General features: G+C 61.5%; 15 protein-coding genes and 5 tRNA genes. 5 read left to right on the forward strand and 15 right to left on the reverse strand.

What is annotated here, in order from left to right; genetic code table 11:
• Positions 1 to 11: 11 nt before the first annotated feature.
• Complete coding sequence (locus DFO48_RS20190) at positions 12 to 1208, forward strand: acetate/propionate family kinase (protein WP_114864590.1); 1197 nt, start codon at positions 12 to 14, stop codon at positions 1206 to 1208.
• 92 nt (positions 1209 to 1300) lie between these two features.
• On the opposite strand, the gene DFO48_RS20195 is transcribed toward DFO48_RS20190, so the two are convergent.
• The 7 genes from DFO48_RS20195 to trxA form a co-directional block, all read right to left on the reverse strand.
• On the reverse strand, positions 1301 to 1561 hold the full coding sequence (locus tag DFO48_RS20195) for a Pathogenicity locus (RefSeq protein ID WP_046462518.1): 261 nt from the start codon (positions 1559 to 1561) through the stop codon (positions 1301 to 1303).
• An 89-nt stretch (positions 1562 to 1650) separates the two neighbouring features.
• Positions 1651 to 2778 carry an ABC transporter permease gene (locus tag DFO48_RS20200; RefSeq protein WP_046462517.1) on the reverse strand — a complete coding sequence of 376 codons (1128 nt, stop codon included), beginning with the start codon at positions 2776 to 2778 and terminating at the stop codon, positions 1651 to 1653.
• 170 nt (positions 2779 to 2948) lie between these two features.
• Positions 2949 to 5735, reverse strand: a complete 2787-nt coding sequence (gene rbbA, locus DFO48_RS20205) for a ribosome-associated ATPase/putative transporter RbbA (RefSeq protein WP_147282764.1) — start codon at positions 5733 to 5735, stop codon at positions 2949 to 2951.
• A 20-nt stretch (positions 5736 to 5755) separates the two neighbouring features.
• Entirely contained in the window at positions 5756 to 6835 is a 1080-nt protein-coding gene (locus DFO48_RS20210) for an HlyD family secretion protein (RefSeq protein ID WP_114864591.1), read from the reverse strand.
• Positions 6836 to 6846: 11 nt separating this feature from the next.
• Positions 6847 to 8289, reverse strand: a complete 1443-nt coding sequence (locus DFO48_RS20215) for an efflux transporter outer membrane subunit (protein ID WP_114864571.1) — start codon at positions 8287 to 8289, stop codon at positions 6847 to 6849.
• Positions 8290 to 8521: 232 nt separating this feature from the next.
• Positions 8522 to 9784 (reverse strand): transcription termination factor Rho, encoded by a 1263-nt coding sequence (gene rho / locus DFO48_RS20220; RefSeq protein WP_003053478.1) that lies wholly within the window; start codon positions 9782 to 9784, stop codon positions 8522 to 8524.
• Between the two features lie 283 nt (positions 9785 to 10067).
• On the reverse strand, positions 10068 to 10397 hold the full coding sequence (trxA, locus tag DFO48_RS20225; protein WP_003053480.1) for a thioredoxin TrxA: 330 nt from the start codon (positions 10395 to 10397) through the stop codon (positions 10068 to 10070).
• Positions 10398 to 10610: 213 nt separating this feature from the next.
• Here trxA and DFO48_RS20230 point away from each other — a divergent pair, with 213 nt between their 5' ends.
• Positions 10611 to 11897 (forward strand): TIGR03862 family flavoprotein, encoded by a 1287-nt coding sequence (locus tag DFO48_RS20230; RefSeq protein ID WP_114864572.1) that lies wholly within the window; start codon positions 10611 to 10613, stop codon positions 11895 to 11897.
• Between the two features lie 539 nt (positions 11898 to 12436).
• Positions 12437 to 12751: a hypothetical protein gene (locus tag DFO48_RS20235; protein WP_003080190.1), complete on the forward strand. Its 315-nt coding sequence runs from the start codon at positions 12437 to 12439 to the stop codon at positions 12749 to 12751.
• A 45-nt stretch (positions 12752 to 12796) separates the two neighbouring features.
• On the opposite strand, the gene DFO48_RS20240 is transcribed toward DFO48_RS20235, so the two are convergent.
• The 5 genes from DFO48_RS20240 to DFO48_RS20260 form a co-directional block, all read right to left on the reverse strand.
• Positions 12797 to 12872: transfer RNA gene (locus tag DFO48_RS20240), tRNA-Asn, on the reverse strand.
• A 47-nt stretch (positions 12873 to 12919) separates the two neighbouring features.
• Positions 12920 to 12995: transfer RNA gene (locus DFO48_RS20245), tRNA-Asn, on the reverse strand.
• A 47-nt stretch (positions 12996 to 13042) separates the two neighbouring features.
• A tRNA-Asn gene (locus DFO48_RS20250) sits at positions 13043 to 13118 on the reverse strand.
• Positions 13119 to 13165: 47 nt separating this feature from the next.
• A tRNA-Asn gene (locus DFO48_RS20255) sits at positions 13166 to 13241 on the reverse strand.
• A 45-nt stretch (positions 13242 to 13286) separates the two neighbouring features.
• Positions 13287 to 13362: transfer RNA gene (locus DFO48_RS20260), tRNA-Asn, on the reverse strand.
• A gap of 180 nt (positions 13363 to 13542) precedes the next feature.
• Between DFO48_RS20260 and def the strand changes: the two genes are divergently transcribed.
• Together def and DFO48_RS20270 are read left to right on the forward strand one after the other, a co-directional pair.
• The gene (gene def, locus DFO48_RS20265) at positions 13543 to 14082 is read left to right on the forward strand and encodes a peptide deformylase (protein WP_114864573.1); all 540 of its coding nucleotides are present in this window, start codon (positions 13543 to 13545) and stop codon (positions 14080 to 14082) included.
• 529 nt (positions 14083 to 14611) lie between these two features.
• Complete coding sequence (locus DFO48_RS20270; RefSeq protein WP_003069706.1) at positions 14612 to 16102, forward strand: nucleobase:cation symporter-2 family protein; 1491 nt, start codon at positions 14612 to 14614, stop codon at positions 16100 to 16102.
• 136 nt (positions 16103 to 16238) lie between these two features.
• On the opposite strand, the gene DFO48_RS20275 is transcribed toward DFO48_RS20270, so the two are convergent.
• The 3 genes from DFO48_RS20275 to DFO48_RS20285 form a co-directional block, all read right to left on the reverse strand.
• A complete protein-coding gene (locus DFO48_RS20275) occupies positions 16239 to 17306 on the reverse strand; it encodes an NAD(P)/FAD-dependent oxidoreductase (RefSeq protein ID WP_114864574.1) in 1068 nt (355 codons plus the stop codon).
• 36 nt (positions 17307 to 17342) lie between these two features.
• The gene (fdxA, locus tag DFO48_RS20280; RefSeq protein ID WP_114864575.1) at positions 17343 to 17672 is read right to left on the reverse strand and encodes a ferredoxin FdxA; all 330 of its coding nucleotides are present in this window, start codon (positions 17670 to 17672) and stop codon (positions 17343 to 17345) included.
• 145 nt (positions 17673 to 17817) lie between these two features.
• A complete protein-coding gene (locus tag DFO48_RS20285) occupies positions 17818 to 19191 on the reverse strand; it encodes a sulfate adenylyltransferase subunit 1 (RefSeq protein ID WP_114864576.1) in 1374 nt (457 codons plus the stop codon).
• Positions 19192 to 19199: the final 8 nt, after the last annotated feature.

Raw genomic sequence — 19199 nt, forward strand, 5'->3', positions numbered from 1 at the left:
AAGGCACTGACATGAGCAATTCCGTCATCATCGTCCTGAACTGCGGCTCGTCGAGCATCAAGTTCGCCGTCTTCGAGGCCGCCAGTCCCCTGCCGCGCAAACCCCTGTGGAACGGCAAGGTGCAGGGCATTGGCGGGCCCGCTCCCTACTTCGGCGAAACCGGCGTCCAGCCCTTTGCCATCGAGCTGGGTGCAGAGCATCCGTATCGCGATGCGCTGCGCATCATCCGCGAGCGCATCACGGCCCGGCTCGAGGGCCGGCCCGTGGCGGCGATCGCCCATCGGGTGGTGCATGGCGGCAGCAAATATTTCGAGTCCACCCGCATCGATGCAGGCGTGTTGAGAGACTTGCGCAGCTATGTGCCGCTGGCACCGCTGCATCAGCCGTTTGCGCTGGAGGCCATCGAGATCCTGTTGCGCGAGCGCCCCGACATCGTGCAGATTGCCTGCTTCGATACAGGCTTTCATCACAGCCTGCCCAAGGTGGAGCAGATCCTGCCACTGCCCTACGAATGGTGGCAGCGCGGCGTGCGCCGCTATGGCTTTCACGGGCTCTCGTATGCCTATATGGCAACCGCGCTGGCCGAGCGTCATGGCGACAGGGCCAGGGGCCGCACCATCGTCGCCCATCTGGGCAGCGGCGCCAGCCTGTGCGGCATGCACCAGCTGCAAAGCATGGCGACCACCATGGGCTTCTCGGCCCTGGACGGATTGATGATGGGCACCCGTACAGGGGCGCTGGACCCGGGGGCCGTGCTCTATCTGATGGAGATCGAGAAGCTGACGCTTCAGGAGGTGGGGCATCTGCTCTATCACGACTCGGGGCTGCTGGGCGTCTCGGGCATCTCGTCCGAGCCGCGCGTGATCCTGCGCCATGTCCGGGATTCAGGTGAGGCTGGCGAGCGGGCGCGCATCGCGCTGGACCTCTTTGTGCGCCGCATCGTGCGCGAGATCGGCTCTCTGGTCGCTGCGCTGGGCGGGCTGGACATGCTGGTGTTCACGGCGGGCATTGGCGAGCACAGCGAAGAGATTCGCGGCCGCGTCTGCGCCGATCTGGCATGGCTGGGCCTGGGGCTGGATGACCAGGCCAATGCAGCCCATGCACCGGTCATTTCATCTGCAGACAGCCGGGTACTGGTGGGAGTTGAGCCCACGAATGAGGAGTGGGTGGCCGCCCGCGATACGGTGCGGCTTCTCGCGCACTCATAGTCTTTTTGACGCGCATCGAGTGGCGGCCGGGCTTGAAGGCGCCATGTGGATATTCATGGCGGCCCAGAGCAGACGCTGGGCGGTTGCGAATCTTACCGAATGGCTTCGCTCTCTTGCGCCGGATGCTGCCTGGCCGCATCGATGCTCGCCTGGATGGCCGCGCGTGCCTGAGGGCTGTTCTTCCAGCAGCTGGAGCCTGTGAGGGCCGAGGCCTTGGCGACAATGTCCAGGGCGTTGGCCTGACGCAACTGCGCAAATGAGCCGTAGCCCAGGGATTCCAGCCGGCTCAGTACCGTCGGGCCCACGCCCTTGAGGGCGAGCAGTGATTGGCGTTCTTCAATGGTGAATGGCATGGGTCGAGGCCTTGAAGTTGGAAGGAAAAAGACTTTCAGCAGAAACAGGCGATACGCCCGCCATGGTTGCCGTGGTGCCCGGCCAGAACTCAGGCCATGCTCGACAAGGTTTTTCTGAACCGCATCAGCGACAGCCAGAACAGCACGGCGCCGATTCCCGCCAGCCACAGAAAAGGCTTCCATACGGTTTCTATGCCGGCGCCGCGATACAGAATCGCCTGACCCAGCTCCACAAAATGCGTGGTGGGGGCGAACAGCATCACATCCTGCACCAGCTGGGGCATGGATTCGCGGGGTGTCATGCCGCCGGACAGCAATTGCAGCGGCAGCAGCGTCAACACCATCAGCAGGCCGAACTGCGGCATGCTGCGCGCCACCGTGGCCAGAAAGATGCCCATGGCCGTAGTGGCGAACAGGCACAGGGCCGAGCCTGCCATGAACAGCAGCAGACTGCCTTCGATGGGCACCTTGAGCGCGCCGCGCACGACCAGATTGAGCGAGACGCCTGCCGCCAGCAGCACCACGGCGCCCATGGACCAGACCTTGGCCAGCATGATCTCGGTAGGCGTCACGGGCATGACCAGCAGATGCTCGATGGTGCCATGCTCGCGTTCGCGGATCAGCGCCGCGCCCGTGAGGATGATGGAGAGCATGGTGACGTTGTTGATGATCTGCATCAGCCCGCCGAACCAGAGCTTGTTCAGTCCGGGGTTGAAGCGGGCGCGCAGCTCCAGGTCCACGGGCAGTGCGCTGCCTCCCCGGTGACGCTGCACGAACTCGTTGACTTCGGCCAGCACGATCTGCTGCACATATCCGCTGCCGGAGAACGCCTGGCTCATGCGGGTGGCATCCACATTCAGCTGCAGCTCGGCCTTTTTGCCGGCCAGCACATCGCGCTGGAAGTTGGGAGGAATGGTCAGCGAGAAGGTGAAGTCACCTGCATCCAGCCCGGGATCCACATGGCTGAAATCCACCATCTGCGGCGGCATGAACTGAGGTGGGTAGAAAGCCGAGGTGATGCGTGCGGACAGTGGCGACTGGTCTTCGTCGACGATGGCAATCGGCGCCTTGTGCAGCGTATCGGGCATGGCCGTGGCCGCGGTGTACACCGAGGCCGTGAAGGTGTAGACGATGAGCACCAGCATCACCGGATCGCGCCACAGGCTCCACAACTCCTTGACGCCCAGGCGCCAGATATTTTTCAGGCTATGCCACATGGTGTTTCTCCATGACGAAAACGAGGGGCTGTTGCTGAAATTGGCGCTGGCCAACCGCCAGGACAGCGAGCAAGGGCCGCCCCGTAGCGAGGCTGTCGTCGGTTGCCCGCATGCCCCCTCCCGCGCAGCGAGAGAGGGGGAAGCTGCGCAGCAGCTCAGGGGGGGCATCTTCACTTCTCCTGCTTGGGCAGAGCCCAGATGGCCACGCCCATGATCACGGGAACGGCAATCAGCAGCGGCACCAAGGTAGGCGCCAGATCGTGCAGGCCCAGCGCCTTGTTGAAGACGCCACGGCTGATGGCGAACATATACGTGGCCGGGTAGATCTCGCCAATCCAGCGACCGGCGCCTTCGAGCGAGGACACCGGATCGGTCAGCCCCGAGAACTGCGTGGCTGGAATCAGCGTGCCCAGCATGGCAAAGAACATGGCGGCAATCTGGCTGCTGGTGACGGCAGAGGCCAGCAGTCCCATGCCCGTGGCAATGACGCTGAAGAGCAGGGCGGCTATGACGAGCAGGGGGAAGCTGCCGGTCATGGGCACGCCGAACACGAATACCGCCATGGCACACATCAGAAAGAAGTTCAGCATGGCCAGCACCACATAAGGCAGCTGCTTGCCCAGCAGAAACTCGATGCGGGTCACAGGAGTGACGTACAGATTCACGATGGAGCCCAGCTCCTTTTCCCGCACCACGGCCAGGGCCGTGAGCATGGCGGGCAGCATCATCAGCAGCAGCGGAATCACGGCCGGCACCATGGCGGGCAGGCTTTTCACATCGGGGTTGTAGCGAAAGCGGGTTTCCAGGCTGACCTGGCTGGAAAGCTGCACGCCCAGTCGCTCGCGCGCCTGCTGCACCAGCCACAGCTGGTGCATGGCCTGGACATAGCCTTTGACGGTCTCGCCGCGCTGGGGCATGGCGCCGTCGAACCAGGCTCCCACGGCGACCTTCGAGCCGCGCAGCACGTCACGGCCAAAGCCGGGCGGTATCTCGATGGCCAGCGCCAGCTCGCCGCTCTTCATGCGCCGGTCCAGGTCCGCGTAGTCCTGGATGGGGCGCATTTCAATGAAATAGCGCGAGCCTGCGAGATTGTTCACATAGTTCTGGCTGATGGTGCTCTGATCGCGGTCGAGCACGGCAAACTTCAGGTCTTCGACGTCCATGCTGATGCCGAAGCCGATCACCACCATCAGCACCAGCGAGCCCACCAGAGCCAGCGTGGCGCGCACGGGATCGCGCTGCAGCTCCAGCGACTCGCGCCACAGATAGCTCCACAAGCGTTGCAGGCTGAAGCCAGGGCCTTTGTGTGCTTCTGAAACAGGAGCTTGCTGCGCTTTATCTGTATTGGTATCAGATACTTTTGATGCTGAGGATAAGGCTGAGTCAGCGGTAGTAGCTTCTTTTTTGATATCAAGTACGGGCGCTGCCTCGCCCGAGGCCTCCACCAGATAGCCGATGAAGGCCTCCTCCAGTGTGGCCGCGCCGCGCTTGGCGGTCAGGGCTGCGGGCCGGTCGCTGTCCAGCACCTTGCCCGCATGCATCATGGACATGCGGTCGCAGCGCTCGGCCTCGTTCATGAAGTGCGTGGAGATGAAGATCGTCACCCGGTCGCGGCGCGAGAGCTCGATCAGCAAGCGCCAGAACTGGTCGCGCGCCACGGGGTCCACGCCCGAGGTGGGCTCGTCGAGAATCAGCAGCTCCGGCTTGTGCACCATGGCCACGGCCAGCGACAGGCGCTGGCGCATGCCCAGCGGGATATTGCCGGGCAGCGTCTCGCGCACTTCTGTGAGCCCGAAGCGGGTGAGCATCTCCTCGACCCGCGCGGGGATCTCGGCCGGATCCACGTGGAAGAGTTCGGCGTGCAGCACCAGGTTCTGCAGCACGGTCAGCTCGCCGTAGAGCGAGAAGGCCTGCGACATATAGCCCACGCGCCGGCGCGTGGCCACATCATGCGGATCGATCTTCTTGCCAAACAGCCAGGCATCGCCCTCGCTGGCGGGCAGCAGCCCGGTCAGCATCTTCATGGTGGTCGATTTGCCGCAGCCGTTGGAGCCCAGAAAGCCGAAGATCTCGCCGCGACGAATGCGGAAATTCACATGGTCCACGGCCACAAAGTCGCCAAAGCGCATGGTGAGATCACGCGCCTCGATGGCGATGTCGTCATCGCTGGTCTGCAGCGGCGGGATCACCACGGCGGCATGGCCGCGCTTTTTCTCCTCGGGCAGCAGGGCGATGAAGGCAGCCTCCAGCGCCGGCATGCCGGTGCGCGCCAGCAGCTCGGCGGGGGTGCCGGTGGCCAGAATCAGGCCGTCATCCATGGCCGCCAGCCAGTCAAAGCGCTGGGCCTCGTCCATATAGGCCGTGGCCACGATCACGCTCATCTGCGGGCGCTGGCTGCGGATGCGGTTGATCAGATCCCAGAACTGCGCGCGCGCCAGCGGGTCCACGCCGGTCGTGGGCTCGTCCAGAATCAGCAGGTCGGGGTCGTGGATGAGGGCGCAGCACAGCGCCAGCTTCTGCTTCATGCCGCCCGAGAGCTTGCCGGCTGGGCGGGAGAGGAATTTCTGCAGTCCGGTGCTTTGGGTCAGATCGTCGATGCGCGCCCGGCGCTCGGCCGCGTCATGACCGAAAAGGCGCCCGAAGAACTGCAGATTCTCTTCCACCGACAGCGTGGGGTAGAGGTTCTTGCCCAGGCCCTGAGGCATGTAGGCAATGCGGGGGCAGACGGCATCGCGGTGCTTTTTGCTGCCCATGTCGCCGCCAAGCACCTGTATCTCGCCGCCCTGCAGGGCGCGCGCGCCGGCAATCAAAGACAACAGGCTTGACTTGCCCACGCCGTCAGGGCCGATCAGGCCGACCATGATGCCTGCAGGAATCTCCAGGCTCAGTCCGCGCAGCGCCTGCGTCTTGCCGTAGGCGAGCGTCACATCGCGCAAGGTGGCTACATGCTGGGTCATGGCAAATGGGGTCGCAACGTTCACGAGGCCGAAGCGTCGCCGGTGCGCAGCTCCAGCTTGGCCGGCCATTGGCGCTCTTTATCGAGCTTGATCCAGGCTACGCCGGGCAGGCCTGTCTTGACTTGAGTCAGGTGCTTTTGCAGCAGATCCGGTGCAATACGTGCCTTGACGCGGAACATCAGCTTCTGTCTTTCGCTGGCCGTTTCCACGGTCTTGGGCGTGAACTGGGCGGTGCTGGCGACAAAGGACACCTGAGCCGGGATCACATATTGCGGAGCCGCATCCAGCACGATGCGCACCTCGGTGCCAAGGGCCACTCGGCCAGCCACGGTCTCGGGCAGGAAGAAGCTGATGTAGACATCCGAGACATCCACCATGTTCAGCACCTTGCCGCCGGCGCCGATCACCTCGCCGGGCTGGGCCAGCCGGTATTGCACGCGGCCATCGCGCGGGGCGGTGAGTTCGCTGTCCTTCACATCGGCATCGATGCGCTGGACGGTGGCGGCGGCGGCCGTCACCGCCGATTCCGCACCAATGGTCTGGGCCTTGGCCGCGTCGATCGCTGCCTTGGCGGCCGTGGCCTGGGCCTGGGCGGCCTTGAGCGCGGCCTGGGCGCCACGCACACGCGCCCGGTCGTCGTCCAGCTCCTGCTCCGACGAAGCACCTTCGCGTGCCAGTGTCTCGGAGCGCTTGACGCGGCGCAGCGCCGCATCCAGCTCGGCTTCGCGCTGGGCGACGGTGGCCATGGTGGCGGCGTACTGGCTTTCGCGCAGCGCGATTTCGGCGCGAGCCGAGGTCACCGCATGAGAGGCGCGCTCACGACCGGCTATGGCTTCACGCTGCTGAGCCTGCAGGCTTTCGATCTGCATGCGCGCCAGTGGCTGACCGGCTTTCACGAACTCGCCTTCCTGCACCAGGATTTCAGCGATGCGGCCGGCGTATTTGGTGGCGACGTCGATTTCGGTGGCTTCGATGCGGCCGTTGCCGCTGACCAAGCCTTCGGATGCCTGTGCGCTGCGCCATTGCTGCCAGCCATAGGCGCCCAGGGCGGCGGCGGCAACGATGAGCGCGGCGATGGTCAATTTCTTGTTCATGGACATGGATTCGCTGGTCAAGGTTGGAGGGCGGCAGGGGTGGGAGCGCTGCTCTGGCCTTGAGCAAAGTAGCCTCCACCCAAAGCGGCATACAGAGCGACCTGGGTGGACAGCAGGGCCTCGCGGCCCTGAACCAGTTGCTGCTCGGCGCTCAGCAGGTCGCGTTCGGCATCCAGCACATCGAGATAGGGCGAGGCTCCCTGGTCATAGCGCAGCCTCGCCAGTCGGGCGCGTTCCTTGAGTGCTGCGCGCTGATCGGTCAGCACCACGAGTTGCTGCTCGAGCATGGTGCGGCTGGACAGTGCGTCCAGCACTTCGCGCATTGCTGTCTCTATGGTTTTTTCGTACTGGACGACCGCCATGTTCTGTCGCACGGCCTGCAGATTCAGGTTGGCCTGGCGCTGGCCGCCGTCAAAGATCGGCAGCGAAATCGTGGGAGCAAACTGCCAGGCACGGCTGCCGCTTCTGAACAGGCCGTCGAGCTCCGCGCTGGCCGTGCCCCAGCTGCCGGTCAGGGCGATGCGAGGCAAAAACGCAGCGCGCGCGGCAGATACATTGGCCTTGGCGGCCTGCAGGCCGTACTCGGCGGCAATGATGTCGGGGCGCTGTGTCAGCAGATCGGACGGCAGGCCTTCGGGAATGGGTTTCAGGATCACTGCGGTGGAGCTGCTTTGCGGCAAGCGGTCTGCATCCATGCCCGTGAGCTGCTGCAGTGCATTGGCCTGCAGCGCGCGCTGCTGTGCCAGCTGGGTGCCTATAGCCTTGGCCTGGTGAACCAGAGTCTGCACCTGCGTGAGCGCATAGCGTGAAGTGGAGCCCACCTCGGTGCGGCGCTTGAAGATGCGCAGCGATTCCTCGCGGCTGGCAATCGTGCGCTGGGTCAGGGCCAGGCGCTCATCCAGACTGCGCAGAGCCAGATAGCTCAGCGCTACCTGCTTGACGAGACTGGATTGAACCGCATGCTGCGTGGCATCCAGCGCCAGATAATTGCCTAAAGCGGCATCGCTGAGGCTTTTGACACGGCCCCAGAGATCGAGCTCCCAGCTGTTGAGGCCGACAAACACTTGCTGATCGCCGGCGACGACGGAGCGGCCGCTGGCGTTGAGGTCGGCGGGAACACGTGCTCTGCCATGACTGCTGCCCAGGCCGATCGTCGGCAGTCGCGCAGCACTCTGTATGTCATAGGCGGCCTGGGCCTCCTGCACACGGAGCAACGCGAGGCGCTGGTCCTGATTGTGGGCAAGAGCTGCGCCAATCAGCTCCTGCAGGTTTCGGTCAAGGTAGAAGTCTTGCCAGGCAATCGATGCCGTATGTGCTGGCGCAGCGCCCTCTTGTTTTTTGGTCCATTCCTGAGGCCACTTGTCCGGTAGCCTGGCCTGGGCCTGTGGCTGCAGAATCGGCACCGTCGGGCTGCAGGCTGCCAGCGCTGTCAGTAATGTGGCGGCTGCCAGCAGGCGCATCGGTGTGGTGTTGTAGGGTGGTGTGCGATTTGCTGAAGGGGCCATGAATGCAGAACCTGCGACTTGAAAGCTTTTGGCTTCCGGTTATCGCAAGATTTGTATAGATGTGTATCCCTAGTATTGAAGGGCGGCTTGCAAGGCAGTTTGAGCTATGTCAATTAATGGCGTCAAGCGCCAGAAACAACAAAGCCCCGCGAGGCGGGGCTTTGTTGTTTCGATGCATGAAGAGGCCTTAGCCGCCGCGACGCATCATGTCGAAGAATTCGACATTGTTTTTGGTCGCCTTCATGTTCTTGATCATCAGCTCCATGGACTCGATCTCGTCCATGTTGTACATGAACTGGCGCAAGATGCGGGTCTTTTGCAGAATCTCGGGAGCCAGCAGCAGCTCTTCGCGGCGTGTACCGCTCTTGGTGAGTTCGATGGCTGGGAACACGCGCTTTTCGTACAGGCGACGGTTCAGGTGCAGTTCGCTGTTGCCGGTGCCCTTGAATTCTTCAAAGATCACTTCGTCCATGCGGCTGCCGGTGTCGACCAGTGCCGTGGCGATGATGGTCAGCGAGCCGCCTTCTTCCACATTGCGGGCCGCGCCGAAGAAGCGCTTGGGGCGCTGCAGTGCGTTGGAGTCCACACCGCCCGACAGCACCTTGCCCGACGAGGGCACGACGTTGTTGTAGGCGCGGGCCAGGCGGGTGATGGAGTCCAGCAGGATGACCACATCCTTGCCCAGCTCCACCAGGCGCTTGGCGCGCTCGATCACCATTTCGGCCACGTGCACGTGACGGGTAGCTGGCTCGTCGAAGGTGGAGGCAATGATTTCGCCCTTGACCGAGCGCTGCATTTCCGTCACTTCTTCAGGGCGCTCGTCCACCAGCAGCACCATCAGGTGCACATCGGGGTGGTTGGCGGTGATGGCGTGCGCAATGCTTTGCATCATCATGGTCTTGCCGCTCTTGGGCGGTGCCACGATCAGCGCGCGCTGGCCGCGGCCGATGGGGGCGATGATGTCGATGATGCGGCCGGTGATGTTTTCTTCGCCCTTGATGTCGCGCTCAAGGCGCATCTGCTCCTTGGGGAACAGAGGGGTCAGATTCTCAAACAGCACCTTGTGCTTGTTTTGCTCGGGTGGGCCGCCGTTGACCTTGTCGAGCTTGGTCAGTGCAAAGTAGCGCTCGCCGTCCTTGGGGATGCGCACTTCGCCTTCGATCATGTCGCCGGTGTGCAGGTTGAAGCGGCGCACCTGGCTGGGCGAGATGTAGATATCGTCGGTGCTGGCGGTGTAGCTGGTATCGGGGCTACGCAGGAAGCCGAAGCCATCGGGCAGGATTTCCAGCACGCCGTCGGCGAAGACCTGTTCACCGGCCTTGGCGCGCTTTTTGATGATGGCGAACATCAGTTCCTGCTTGCGCATGCGACCGACGTTTTCGATCTCAAGCGCTTCGGCCTGCTTCAAGACTTCAGACACGTGCAGTGCCTTGAGTTCATTAAGGTGCATGAAATGACTCCAAGCGTGGAGTGAGAATAACCAGGGGGGGAGGCGTAGAGCCTAACGAAACACTGTGAAAGTGGGCAGGCTTGCCTGAAGAAAATCCAGCGCGGTCCCATGCGGTGGCCGGCGGTTCATACATTATGACAGGAAAACTGGCGCAGCTTGCAAGCAATTTATTGAGGACTTGTCATCTGCAGCCTGTGCCGGGTCTGTAGCAGATGCAAATGAAGGGGGAGCGGGTGCCCAGAAGCAAACAGAGCTCCATTGGGAGCTCTGTTTGTGGAATGCATCAGATGTGCTGGTCGAGGAAGGCGGACAGTTGCGTCTTGTTCAGCGCGCCGACCTTGGTGGCGGCCAGCTGACCGTCCTTGAACAACATCAGCGTGGGAATGCCGCGAATGCCGAACTTGGCAGGGATCTCACGGTTTTCGTCCACATTCATCTTGGCGATCTGCACCTTGCCTTTGTAGCCTTCGGCCACATCGTCCAAGATGGGGGCGATCATCTTGCAAGGGCCGCACCATTCAGCCCAGTAATCCACCAGCACGGTCGTGCCGGGTTGCAGTACGTCAGACTCAAAGCTTGCATCCGTGATGTGCTTGATCAATTCGCTGGCCATTTGTAGTCCTGGATTTTCTTGAATCAAAAAAGTAGGCGGTCTAATCGCCTAGTGAGTTGATTGTGACAGAAACTCATCTCCCGTCTCTGTGTGTGGCTGGTTGTTTGCAGCTATCGCGCTAATAGTGCCCGCAATATTGCAGAAATGCCGTCGGTGGTATTCTGCGCACCCTTTGGCGGCCGGTGGCTGCCAGCAGATTGAGGTGGTAGAAGTATGAGTGTCTCGGAGCCCTTGATGGCCGATTCCGAATGGGTCTGTGATGTGGCTGTGATCGGTGCCGGGCCTGCAGGCTTGATGGCGGCCGAGCAATTGGCGAAGGCCGGCTTGTCGGTCAGGGTGTTCGAGGCGAAAGCCTCGGCGGCTCGCAAATTCCTCATGGCCGGCAAGGGCGGTCTCAACCTTACGCACTCCGAGGAGTTTTCGAGCTTTGTGACCCGCTATGGCTGCCGCTCTGCAGATTTGACTCCGTGGCTCGAAAAGTGGGGTGCGAGCGAGCTTCAGGCCTGGGTCAAAGAACTGGGCTTCGATACCTTTGTGGGGTCATCCGGAAGAGTGTTCCCTGCGGACATGAAGGCTGCGCCGCTGCTGCGTGCCTGGCTGGTGCGGATGAAGTCGCAGGGCGTGCAGTTTCATATGCGCCATCGCTGGATCGGCTGGGCAGAGGATGGCAAGCCGGTTCTCCAGACAGAGGATGCCAGAGTCAAGATTGGCTGCAAGGCTTTGGTGCTGGCAACAGGCGGAGGCAGCTGGGCGCGGCTGGGTTCGGACGGTGCTTGGGTTTCGTTGCTGCAGGACAAGGGGGTAGGCATTGCCCCGCTGCAGGCGGCCAACTGCGGCTTTGATGTGGGCTGGCAGCAAGGGCGTGAAGCTGGCTGGAGTGAGGTCTTTGCTCAGCGCTTTGCCGGGCAGCCATTCAAATCGGTGGTTTTGAAGTTTGTGGACGAGCAAGGTGCCGTCTTTGAGCGTCAAGGTGAATTTGTTGCGACGCAGACCGGGTTGGAGGGGAGCCTGATCTATGCTGTCTCCTCCCTGTTGCGGGACTGCATTGCCCGCCAGGGCGCTGCGCGCTTCGAGCTGGATCTGTTGCCGCAGTGGAGTGCGGAGCGTGTGCAGCAGGAGGTGATGCGGCCGCGCGGCTCGCGCAGCCTCAGCAGTCATCTCAAAGGGCGCTTGGGGCTTGATGGCATCAAGGCGGGTTTGCTGTATGAGGTGCTCGGCAAGGATGGCATGGCGGACATGAAACGCCTGGCATCCACGATCAAGGCGGTGCCTTTGACGGTGATCGCACCGCGCCCCATCGATGAGGCCATCAGCACTGCAGGCGGAGTTCGTCTGGAGGCTCTGGACGCACGGGGGATGTGTGCCGCCCTGCCTGGTGTCTTCTGTGCGGGAGAAATGCTGGACTGGGAGGCTCCCACGGGCGGTTATCTGCTCACGGCCTGTATGTCCTCTGGTGTTCATGTGGCCGAAGGGGTGCTGAGCTTCCTGCAGGACAACTGACTCGCGAGCTTGTGCTTGTGTGTGCTGCGCCGACGCTGCATTGAATTCTGGGGTGATCCCGTCTTGACGGCGGGTGCTCTTGCCTGCCTCAGCGCATAGGCGGGCTGGGGTTGGCGGCAACTCGAGGTTCGTGGCTCGCGGCGATGCAGTCCTGCGTGCTTGCTCCCGCCTGAGTCGCCGAGCAAGCCCTGGGAGGGGTTGACTGGTCGGCATCGGGCTGGGTTCTGGTGCGTGGCTGTAGTGAAGATCCTCAATCCGAGGGGCAAACCCTTGATCGCCGGGCGATGTGGGGGCGGAAATACCCGAACAATGTGTCTGATTGATTCTTGAGTTGGGCTTTGTGACGGGAAGGCTGTATCTCAAGCCCTGTCTGGAGCCGGCTTTGAGTGGGCGGCCACAAGTGGCGGGCACCCCTCCTACGAGGCGAACTCTTGCTGTGGGACAGATGTCTTGAACCTGAGACATTACGCTGGCAACATTGCTCCATCGGTTGAGGAGTCGTGACGGATTTGCGTTGTTACCGGAAAAGGAGGCTGGTCATGTTTTTCGGCAAGATCTTCGGTTTTGGACGTTCCGAACCGCGCTATATCCGCCGCACGCGTGCCTATCTGCAAGAGGCGCGCATGGCTGTTCTGGAGCACACTATCGCGGCGGAGTACTACCAGTCCTCCGCTCAGATGTATGCCGAACGTGCTGCTCGACTGGAAGATGAATTGCGAGCCTGGGAGCAGGGCGAGCAGCATGTTCCCGTGGTGCCGCATCACTATCCCTATGTCCCTCACTCTGCACACAAGGCAGTTGCCGTAGATGCGCCGCCCGTGGGTGCTTCGGTGGGCGTGGTGAGGGCTGCCTGAGCAGGCAAAAGAAAAAGCCTGTATGCATGCATACAGGCTTTTGAATGGCTCCTCAACCTGGGCTCGAACCAGGGACCTACGGATTAACAGTCCGGCGCTCTACCGACTGAGCTATTGAGGAATGTGTCGGTGTGACATGCCTTGAGCGATTGCAAGGCGACTAAATTTTGGCTCCTCAACCTGGGCTCGAACCAGGGACCTACGGATTAACAGTCCGGCGCTCTACCGACTGAGCTATTGAGGAATGTGTCGGTGTGACATGCCTTGAGCGATTGCAAGGCGACTAAATTTTGGCTCCTCAACCTGGGCTCGAACCAGGGACCTACGGATTAACAGTCCGGCGCTCTACCGACTGAGCTATTGAGGAATGTGTCGGTGTGACATGCCTTGAACGATTGCAAGGCGACTAAATTTTGGCTCCTCAACCTGGGCTCGAACCAGGGACCTACGGATTAACAGTCCGGCGCTCTACCGACTGAGCTATTGAGGAATATGTCGGTGTGATGCTTTGATATCCGCAAAGCATCGAAATTCTTGGCTCCTCAACCTGGGCTCGAACCAGGGACCTACGGATTAACAGTCCGGCGCTCTACCGACTGAGCTATTGAGGAAGAAGACCTAGATTATAGGGTGTAAAAATGAGCTCGCAGGAAGTTCATCACAATTTCATTAAATTCTCTGTGCCTGATACCCGAACAGGCCGCACCGTTCACGTGGATTGGTGGCGGCGCTATGCTTTTGATGATTGAACAGTGCGGTGACCCGGTGGTTGCTGCACGCCGTATTGATATATGACTGTACGTACCATTTTGAAGATGGGTGATCCCCGTCTGCTGAAGCTTGCCAAGCCGGTGACTGAATTTGATACGGATGCACTGCATCTGCTTCTCAAGGATTTGCTGGACACCATGCATGCTGCCAACGGTGCCGGCCTGGCGGCGCCGCAGATCGGTGAGGATTTGCAGATGGTGGTGTTTGGCTCGGGTGACCCCAACCCTCGTTATCCGGATGCCCCCATAGTGCCCCGCACCGTGCTGATCAATCCAGTCATCACACCCATCGGTGAAGAGGAGCAGCTGGACTGGGAAGGTTGCCTGTCTGTTCCCGGCCTGCGGGCCATGGTGCCACGCTGGAACAAGGTGCGCTACACCGGCTTTGATATCTACGGCGACCCGATCGACCGCACGGTCGAGGGCTTTCACGCGCGCGTGGTCCAGCATGAGTGCGACCACCTCTGGGGCAAGCTCTATCCGATGAGGGTGCGCGATTTCAGTCGTTTCGGCTTTACCGATGTGCTGTTTCCCGGCATCGCTCAGGCCGAGGAAGACTGATCGGCCACTGACAAGCGCTCCAGGTCTTTTTTTCTCTTCTCTACTGGATGCAAGACACAACGGGGAATGTGTCTTGCATCCTTTTGTTCTTTATAGAGGGCATGGAAGCCGCGATGGACGTGATCTGTGTCAATTTCCAGTGCCCGATCGCAGCCAATGAGTGTTCCTTTTTGCTTTGGAAAGGTTCTGGTCAGCACTTTGTATACAAAACTGTAGACAATTTTGGTGTCCTGGCAACGTACAGTCTCGACTCATGCCCTTCTGGGTATGGCTTTGATTGCGTAATGGAATAGTCCGTCCGGCGGATGTCATGCAATCAAAGGAGATTGAAAGACTGACTTGGGTGAATGAAAGAGTGGTTTGCTCTTTTCTATAGGTCGGATCGCTCTCGCAGAAGAGCGACTGGCTGCAGCACAAGGCCTCGCTGGGGCGATTGGAAAAGATCGCTGCCGAAAGAGTTGCTGCAAGTCGACCGGACAGAGCGAAAGGCCTCTAGAGCCTTGGTGAGTAGGTAATTTAGGAGACAAAGATGAACGATCAGACCGGAGCATCCAGGGATGCGGCCGTCAAGCGCCCCGAGGATGAGAATCTTGGCGTCACTGCCAACCTCATGTATGGCTTGCAACATGTGTTGACCATGTACGGCGGCATCGTGGCGGTGCCTCTGATCGTGGCTGAAGCGGCTGGCATGTCCGCTGCCGATGCCGGTCTGCTGGTGACCGCCTGCCTGTTCATGGGTGGTGTGGCAACCTTGCTGCAGACGCTGGGCATCCCTTTCTTCGGCTGTCGTCTGCCTCTGGTTCAAGGCGTTTCATTCGCAGGCGTGGCCACCATGGTCAGCATCCTGCACACCGGTGGCGGCATGCAGGGCGTGCTGGGGGCTGTCATGTACGCCTCGGTACTAGGTCTGATCATTGCGCCGGTTTTTTCGCGCATCACCAAATTTTTCCCGCCGTTGGTCAATGGCTGCGTGATCACGGTGATCGGCATGTCGCTGATGCCTGTGGCTGCGCATTGGGCCATGGGCGGCAATGCCAAGTCTGCTGATTACGGCAGCATGGGCAATATCGGTCTGGCCGGTCTGTCGCTGTTCATGGTGCTGCTGTTCAGCAAGCTGGGCAATGCCATGCTGTCGCGCCTGTCGATTCTGGTGGCGATCGTGGTGGGCACCATCACGGCCGTCTTCATCGGCAAGGCCGATTTCTCGCAGGTGTTCAACGGCCCCATTTTTGCGGTGCCCACACCTTTGCACTTCGGCTGGCCCACTTTCGACATGGCGGCCACCATCTCCATGTTCATCGTGATTCTGGTGATCCTGGTGGAAACCTCGGCCGACGTGCTGGCCGTGGGCGAAATCGTGGACAGCCCTGTGGACGGTCGCCGTCTGGGTGATGGTCTGCGCGCCGACATGCTCTCCAGCATCGTGGCTCCCATCTTCGGCGGCTTCACACAAAGCGCTTTTGCGCAGAACGTGGGTCTGGTGGCCGTGACCGGCATCAAGAGCCGCTTCGTGGTGGCTTTCTCCGGCCTGATCCTGATCGTGTTTGGCGTGCTGCCGGTGATGGGCCGCATCGTGGCCTGCGTGCCTCCGTCCGTGCTGGGCGGTGCCGGCCTGGTTCTGTTCGGTACCGTGGCTGCCAGCGGCATCCGTACCCTGGCCAAGGTGGAATACAACAACAATATGAATCTGATCATTGTTGCCACCTCGGTGAGCGCGGGTTTGCTGCCAGTGGTGGCACCCAAGTTCTATGACCAGTTCCCCGCATGGTTTGCCACGATCTTTCACTCGGGCATCAGCGCAACGGCCCTGGTTGCCGTGACCCTGAACCTGCTCTACAACCACTTCAAGCAAGGCAATTCCGATCAGCCTTCCGTCTTTGAAGCCGGCTATGGCCGCGCTCTGAGTCAGCATGTGCTGGAAGCCCTGGCCGATGGCGACCGCGTCGAAGGTGGCAAGGTCTACGACAAGGAAGGCAAGGAAGTGCCCATCATTCCGGTCAAGCCGGCACATGGTCACTGAGCCGAGATCAAAGTGCGCGCGGTGGGGTCTGACCCCGTCGTGATTTACACCGCTATCCCGAGGGATAGCGGTTTTTTTATGCCAGGCTCAAAAGCTGCTGACTTCAAGGAGTCCGGGGCAGGACACCGGCGGCCCTTCAGTGAGACACGCCCAAGATGGCATGCAGGCGCGCGCTGGTTGTCGTGTATTCGAGCAAGGGCTTGCTGCCTTGCAGATATTCGGCGGCTGCAAACGCGGCCATGGTGGCCTCATGAAAGGCGCAGAGGATCAGCCGTTTCTTGCCGCTGTAGCTGACGATGTCGCCGATGGCATAGATTCCCGGGGCGCTGGTGGCAAGCGTTGCCGGATCCACCGCCAGTTGCTTGCGCTCCAGCGCCAGGCCCCAGTCCGTCAAAGGACCCAGCTTGGGTGAAATGCCCTGGTAGACCAGCAACTGTTCGACAGGCCGCGTATGTTCGTCGCCTTCGCCATCCATCCATTGCACGGCCTGCAGTCGGCCGTCGCCGTGCCGCACTTCGGTGATCTGGCCGATCAGCACTTCGACAGCGCCAGATTCGCGCAGTTGCTGCAGCTTAGCCAGTTGCGCAGGCTCGGCATTGAAGCTGTCACGGCGATGCATGAGAACGGTTCTGGCCGCGCTTGAACTGCAGGCAATGGCAGCTGCTACGGCTTCCTCATCGCCGCCATAGACCAGCACCTGGCGGCCTGCGGCCATATCCAGCTGCTGCGGGTGATAGTGCAACTGGCCCGTGCCGAGTTCATCCACACCCGGTGCCTTGAGGGCCTTGGGCACGAACGCGCCAACGCCTGCGGCAATGAAGACGGTGCGGGTGTGGAACAGCGCTCCTGCCGTGGTGCCGACCTGCCAGCGCCCGTCGTCAAGGGCCTGCAGAGTCTGTACTTGCTGGGACAGATGAAGGACCACCTGCATGGGTGCGATCTGCTTTTCCAGCAGTTGCACCAGCTCCAGGCCTGTGCAGACGGGAATGCCGGGAATGTCGTAGATGGGCTTGTGCGCGTAGAGCTGGCTGCACTGGCCGCCCACATGGGGCAGGGCATCGATCAAATGGGCTTGAATGCCCTGCAGGCCAAGCTGGAAGGCCTGAAACAAACCCGCCGGACCTGCGCCAATGATGATGGCGTCGGTTTCCACGGCGGGTTGTAGTGAGAGGGAAGCGTTGGTCGTTGCGTTGGACAGGCTCATGCAGGCAAGCGTAGCGCAGTCCGCGCCCAGACTGGCTTAGCGCTCCAGCAAATCCACTTTGTTCGGCTTGCCATTCCAATCGTCGGCGTCGGGCAGCGAAGCCTTGCGCTTGGTGATGCTCTTCCAGCTCTTGAGCTGGGACAGATCCACGTTCAGCTTGATGAAGGCCAGTTGATCGGCAGGCACATCTTCTTCGGCAAAGATGGCATTGGCCGGGCACTCGGGAATGCAGACGGCACAGTCGATGCATTCATCGGGATCGATCACCAGAAAGTTGGGGCCTTCACGGAAGCAGTCCACGGGGCAAACGTCCACGCAATCGGTGTACTTGCACTTGATGCAGTTTTCGGTAACGACGTGAGTCATTGAGAATCTTCTTCTTGGGTGGGGATTGGTAAAACCCCGTGATTTTAGGTTTTTTCCCGCGCAGCGCCAGTGCCTGGCTGGATAAGGCCGTATGGAGATCTGGTTTGACGCTCAGATCGCCGTTGCGGCCCTGTCTTCATCGGCTTCAGTTCACCAGCGCAGCACCGGCTGTTGCATTGCTGGCGGTGTCCACCAGAATCAGCGAGCCCAGCTGGCGGGCTTGGGTGAAGGGGGCGGCCGGAATGGCTTCCTGCAGCACCAGCTCCACCTGGCCGATGGCATTGGCCTCGAGCTGCTGGGCGTCTTCCTTGGCCAGTGTATTGATATTGAGGCGGTGCACCAAGCGGCGCGCCTTGGCCTTGACCCAGCGATGGCCATGCAGCGCCCAGTAGACACGGCCGGGCACCAGAGGTTCGGTGTCCATCCAGGCCACGGTGGCGGTGATCTCGCGGCTGCTGGGCCAGGGGCTTGCGGCAGCAGGGGCATCAAAGTCGTCCTCGGCCACTTCGGCTTGCACGGGGGCGGCAATGATCCAGTCGCCGCGCGAGACATCGACCTCGCGGTCCAGCGTGATGCCGGCGGACAGGCCCGCAGCCACCTCCTTGGGCGCGCGGGCGTGGTCTATGACCTGGGCAACGGTCGCGAGCTGGCCGCTGGGCAGAATCTGCACCTGGGCACCGACCCGGGCAACGCCCGTGGCGACACGGCCCCAGAACACGCGGCGGCCCTGGCTGGTGTCGGACGAGGAGGAGAACTTCTCCACCCACTGCACGGGGAAGGCCAGCGCCAGATCGCTGTCGGTGGGCGTGTTGGGCAGTTGCTCCAGCAGTTGCAGCAGGCTGGGGCCGTGGTAGCCGGCCCAGCCGTCGGTGCTGTTGACTACGTTGTAGCCCTTGAGCGCGGACACGGGCACGGTGGCCGTGATCTTGATGTCTGCGGAGGCCGTGAACTTTTGCAGCGCCGCGCTGATATGGGCAAAGGCCAGGGCCGGGTCCTGAACGGCGTCGAGCTTGTTGACGGCAAACACCAGCGAATTCACACGCAGCAGATGGGCCAGCAGGCTGTGGCGGCGGGTCTGGGGCAGCAGCTCCAGATCGGCATTCTTCCAGTCCAGCTTGGTGGCATCGACGAGCACCACGGCGGCGTCGGCGCTCGATGCTGCCGTCACCATATTGCGTGTGTACTGCTCGTGACCGGGAGCGTCGCCAATGATGAACTTGCGCGACTCGGTGGCGAAGTAGCGGTAGGCTACATCGATCGTGATGCCTTGCTCGCGCTCGGCGGCCAGGCCGTCGGTCAGCAGGGCCAGATCCGTCTCGCCGGACTTGGTGACGCCAGCCAACTGATCCTGCAGCACGGCGCGGGTGTCCACCAGCAGGCGGCCGATCAGCGTGCTCTTGCCGTCATCGACCGAGCCGCAGGTGATAAAGCGCAGCGCGCTGCTGTTATGTGCATCAAATTGGCCTGAAGCGCTTGATGGATTTGCGCTAGCAGCTACGGAATTAATAGTTTCAGTCATCGCATTCT

The sequence above is a fragment of the Comamonas sp. AG1104 genome (assembly GCF_003350425.1).
Lineage (GTDB): Bacteria > Pseudomonadota > Gammaproteobacteria > Burkholderiales > Burkholderiaceae_C > Comamonas > Comamonas testosteroni.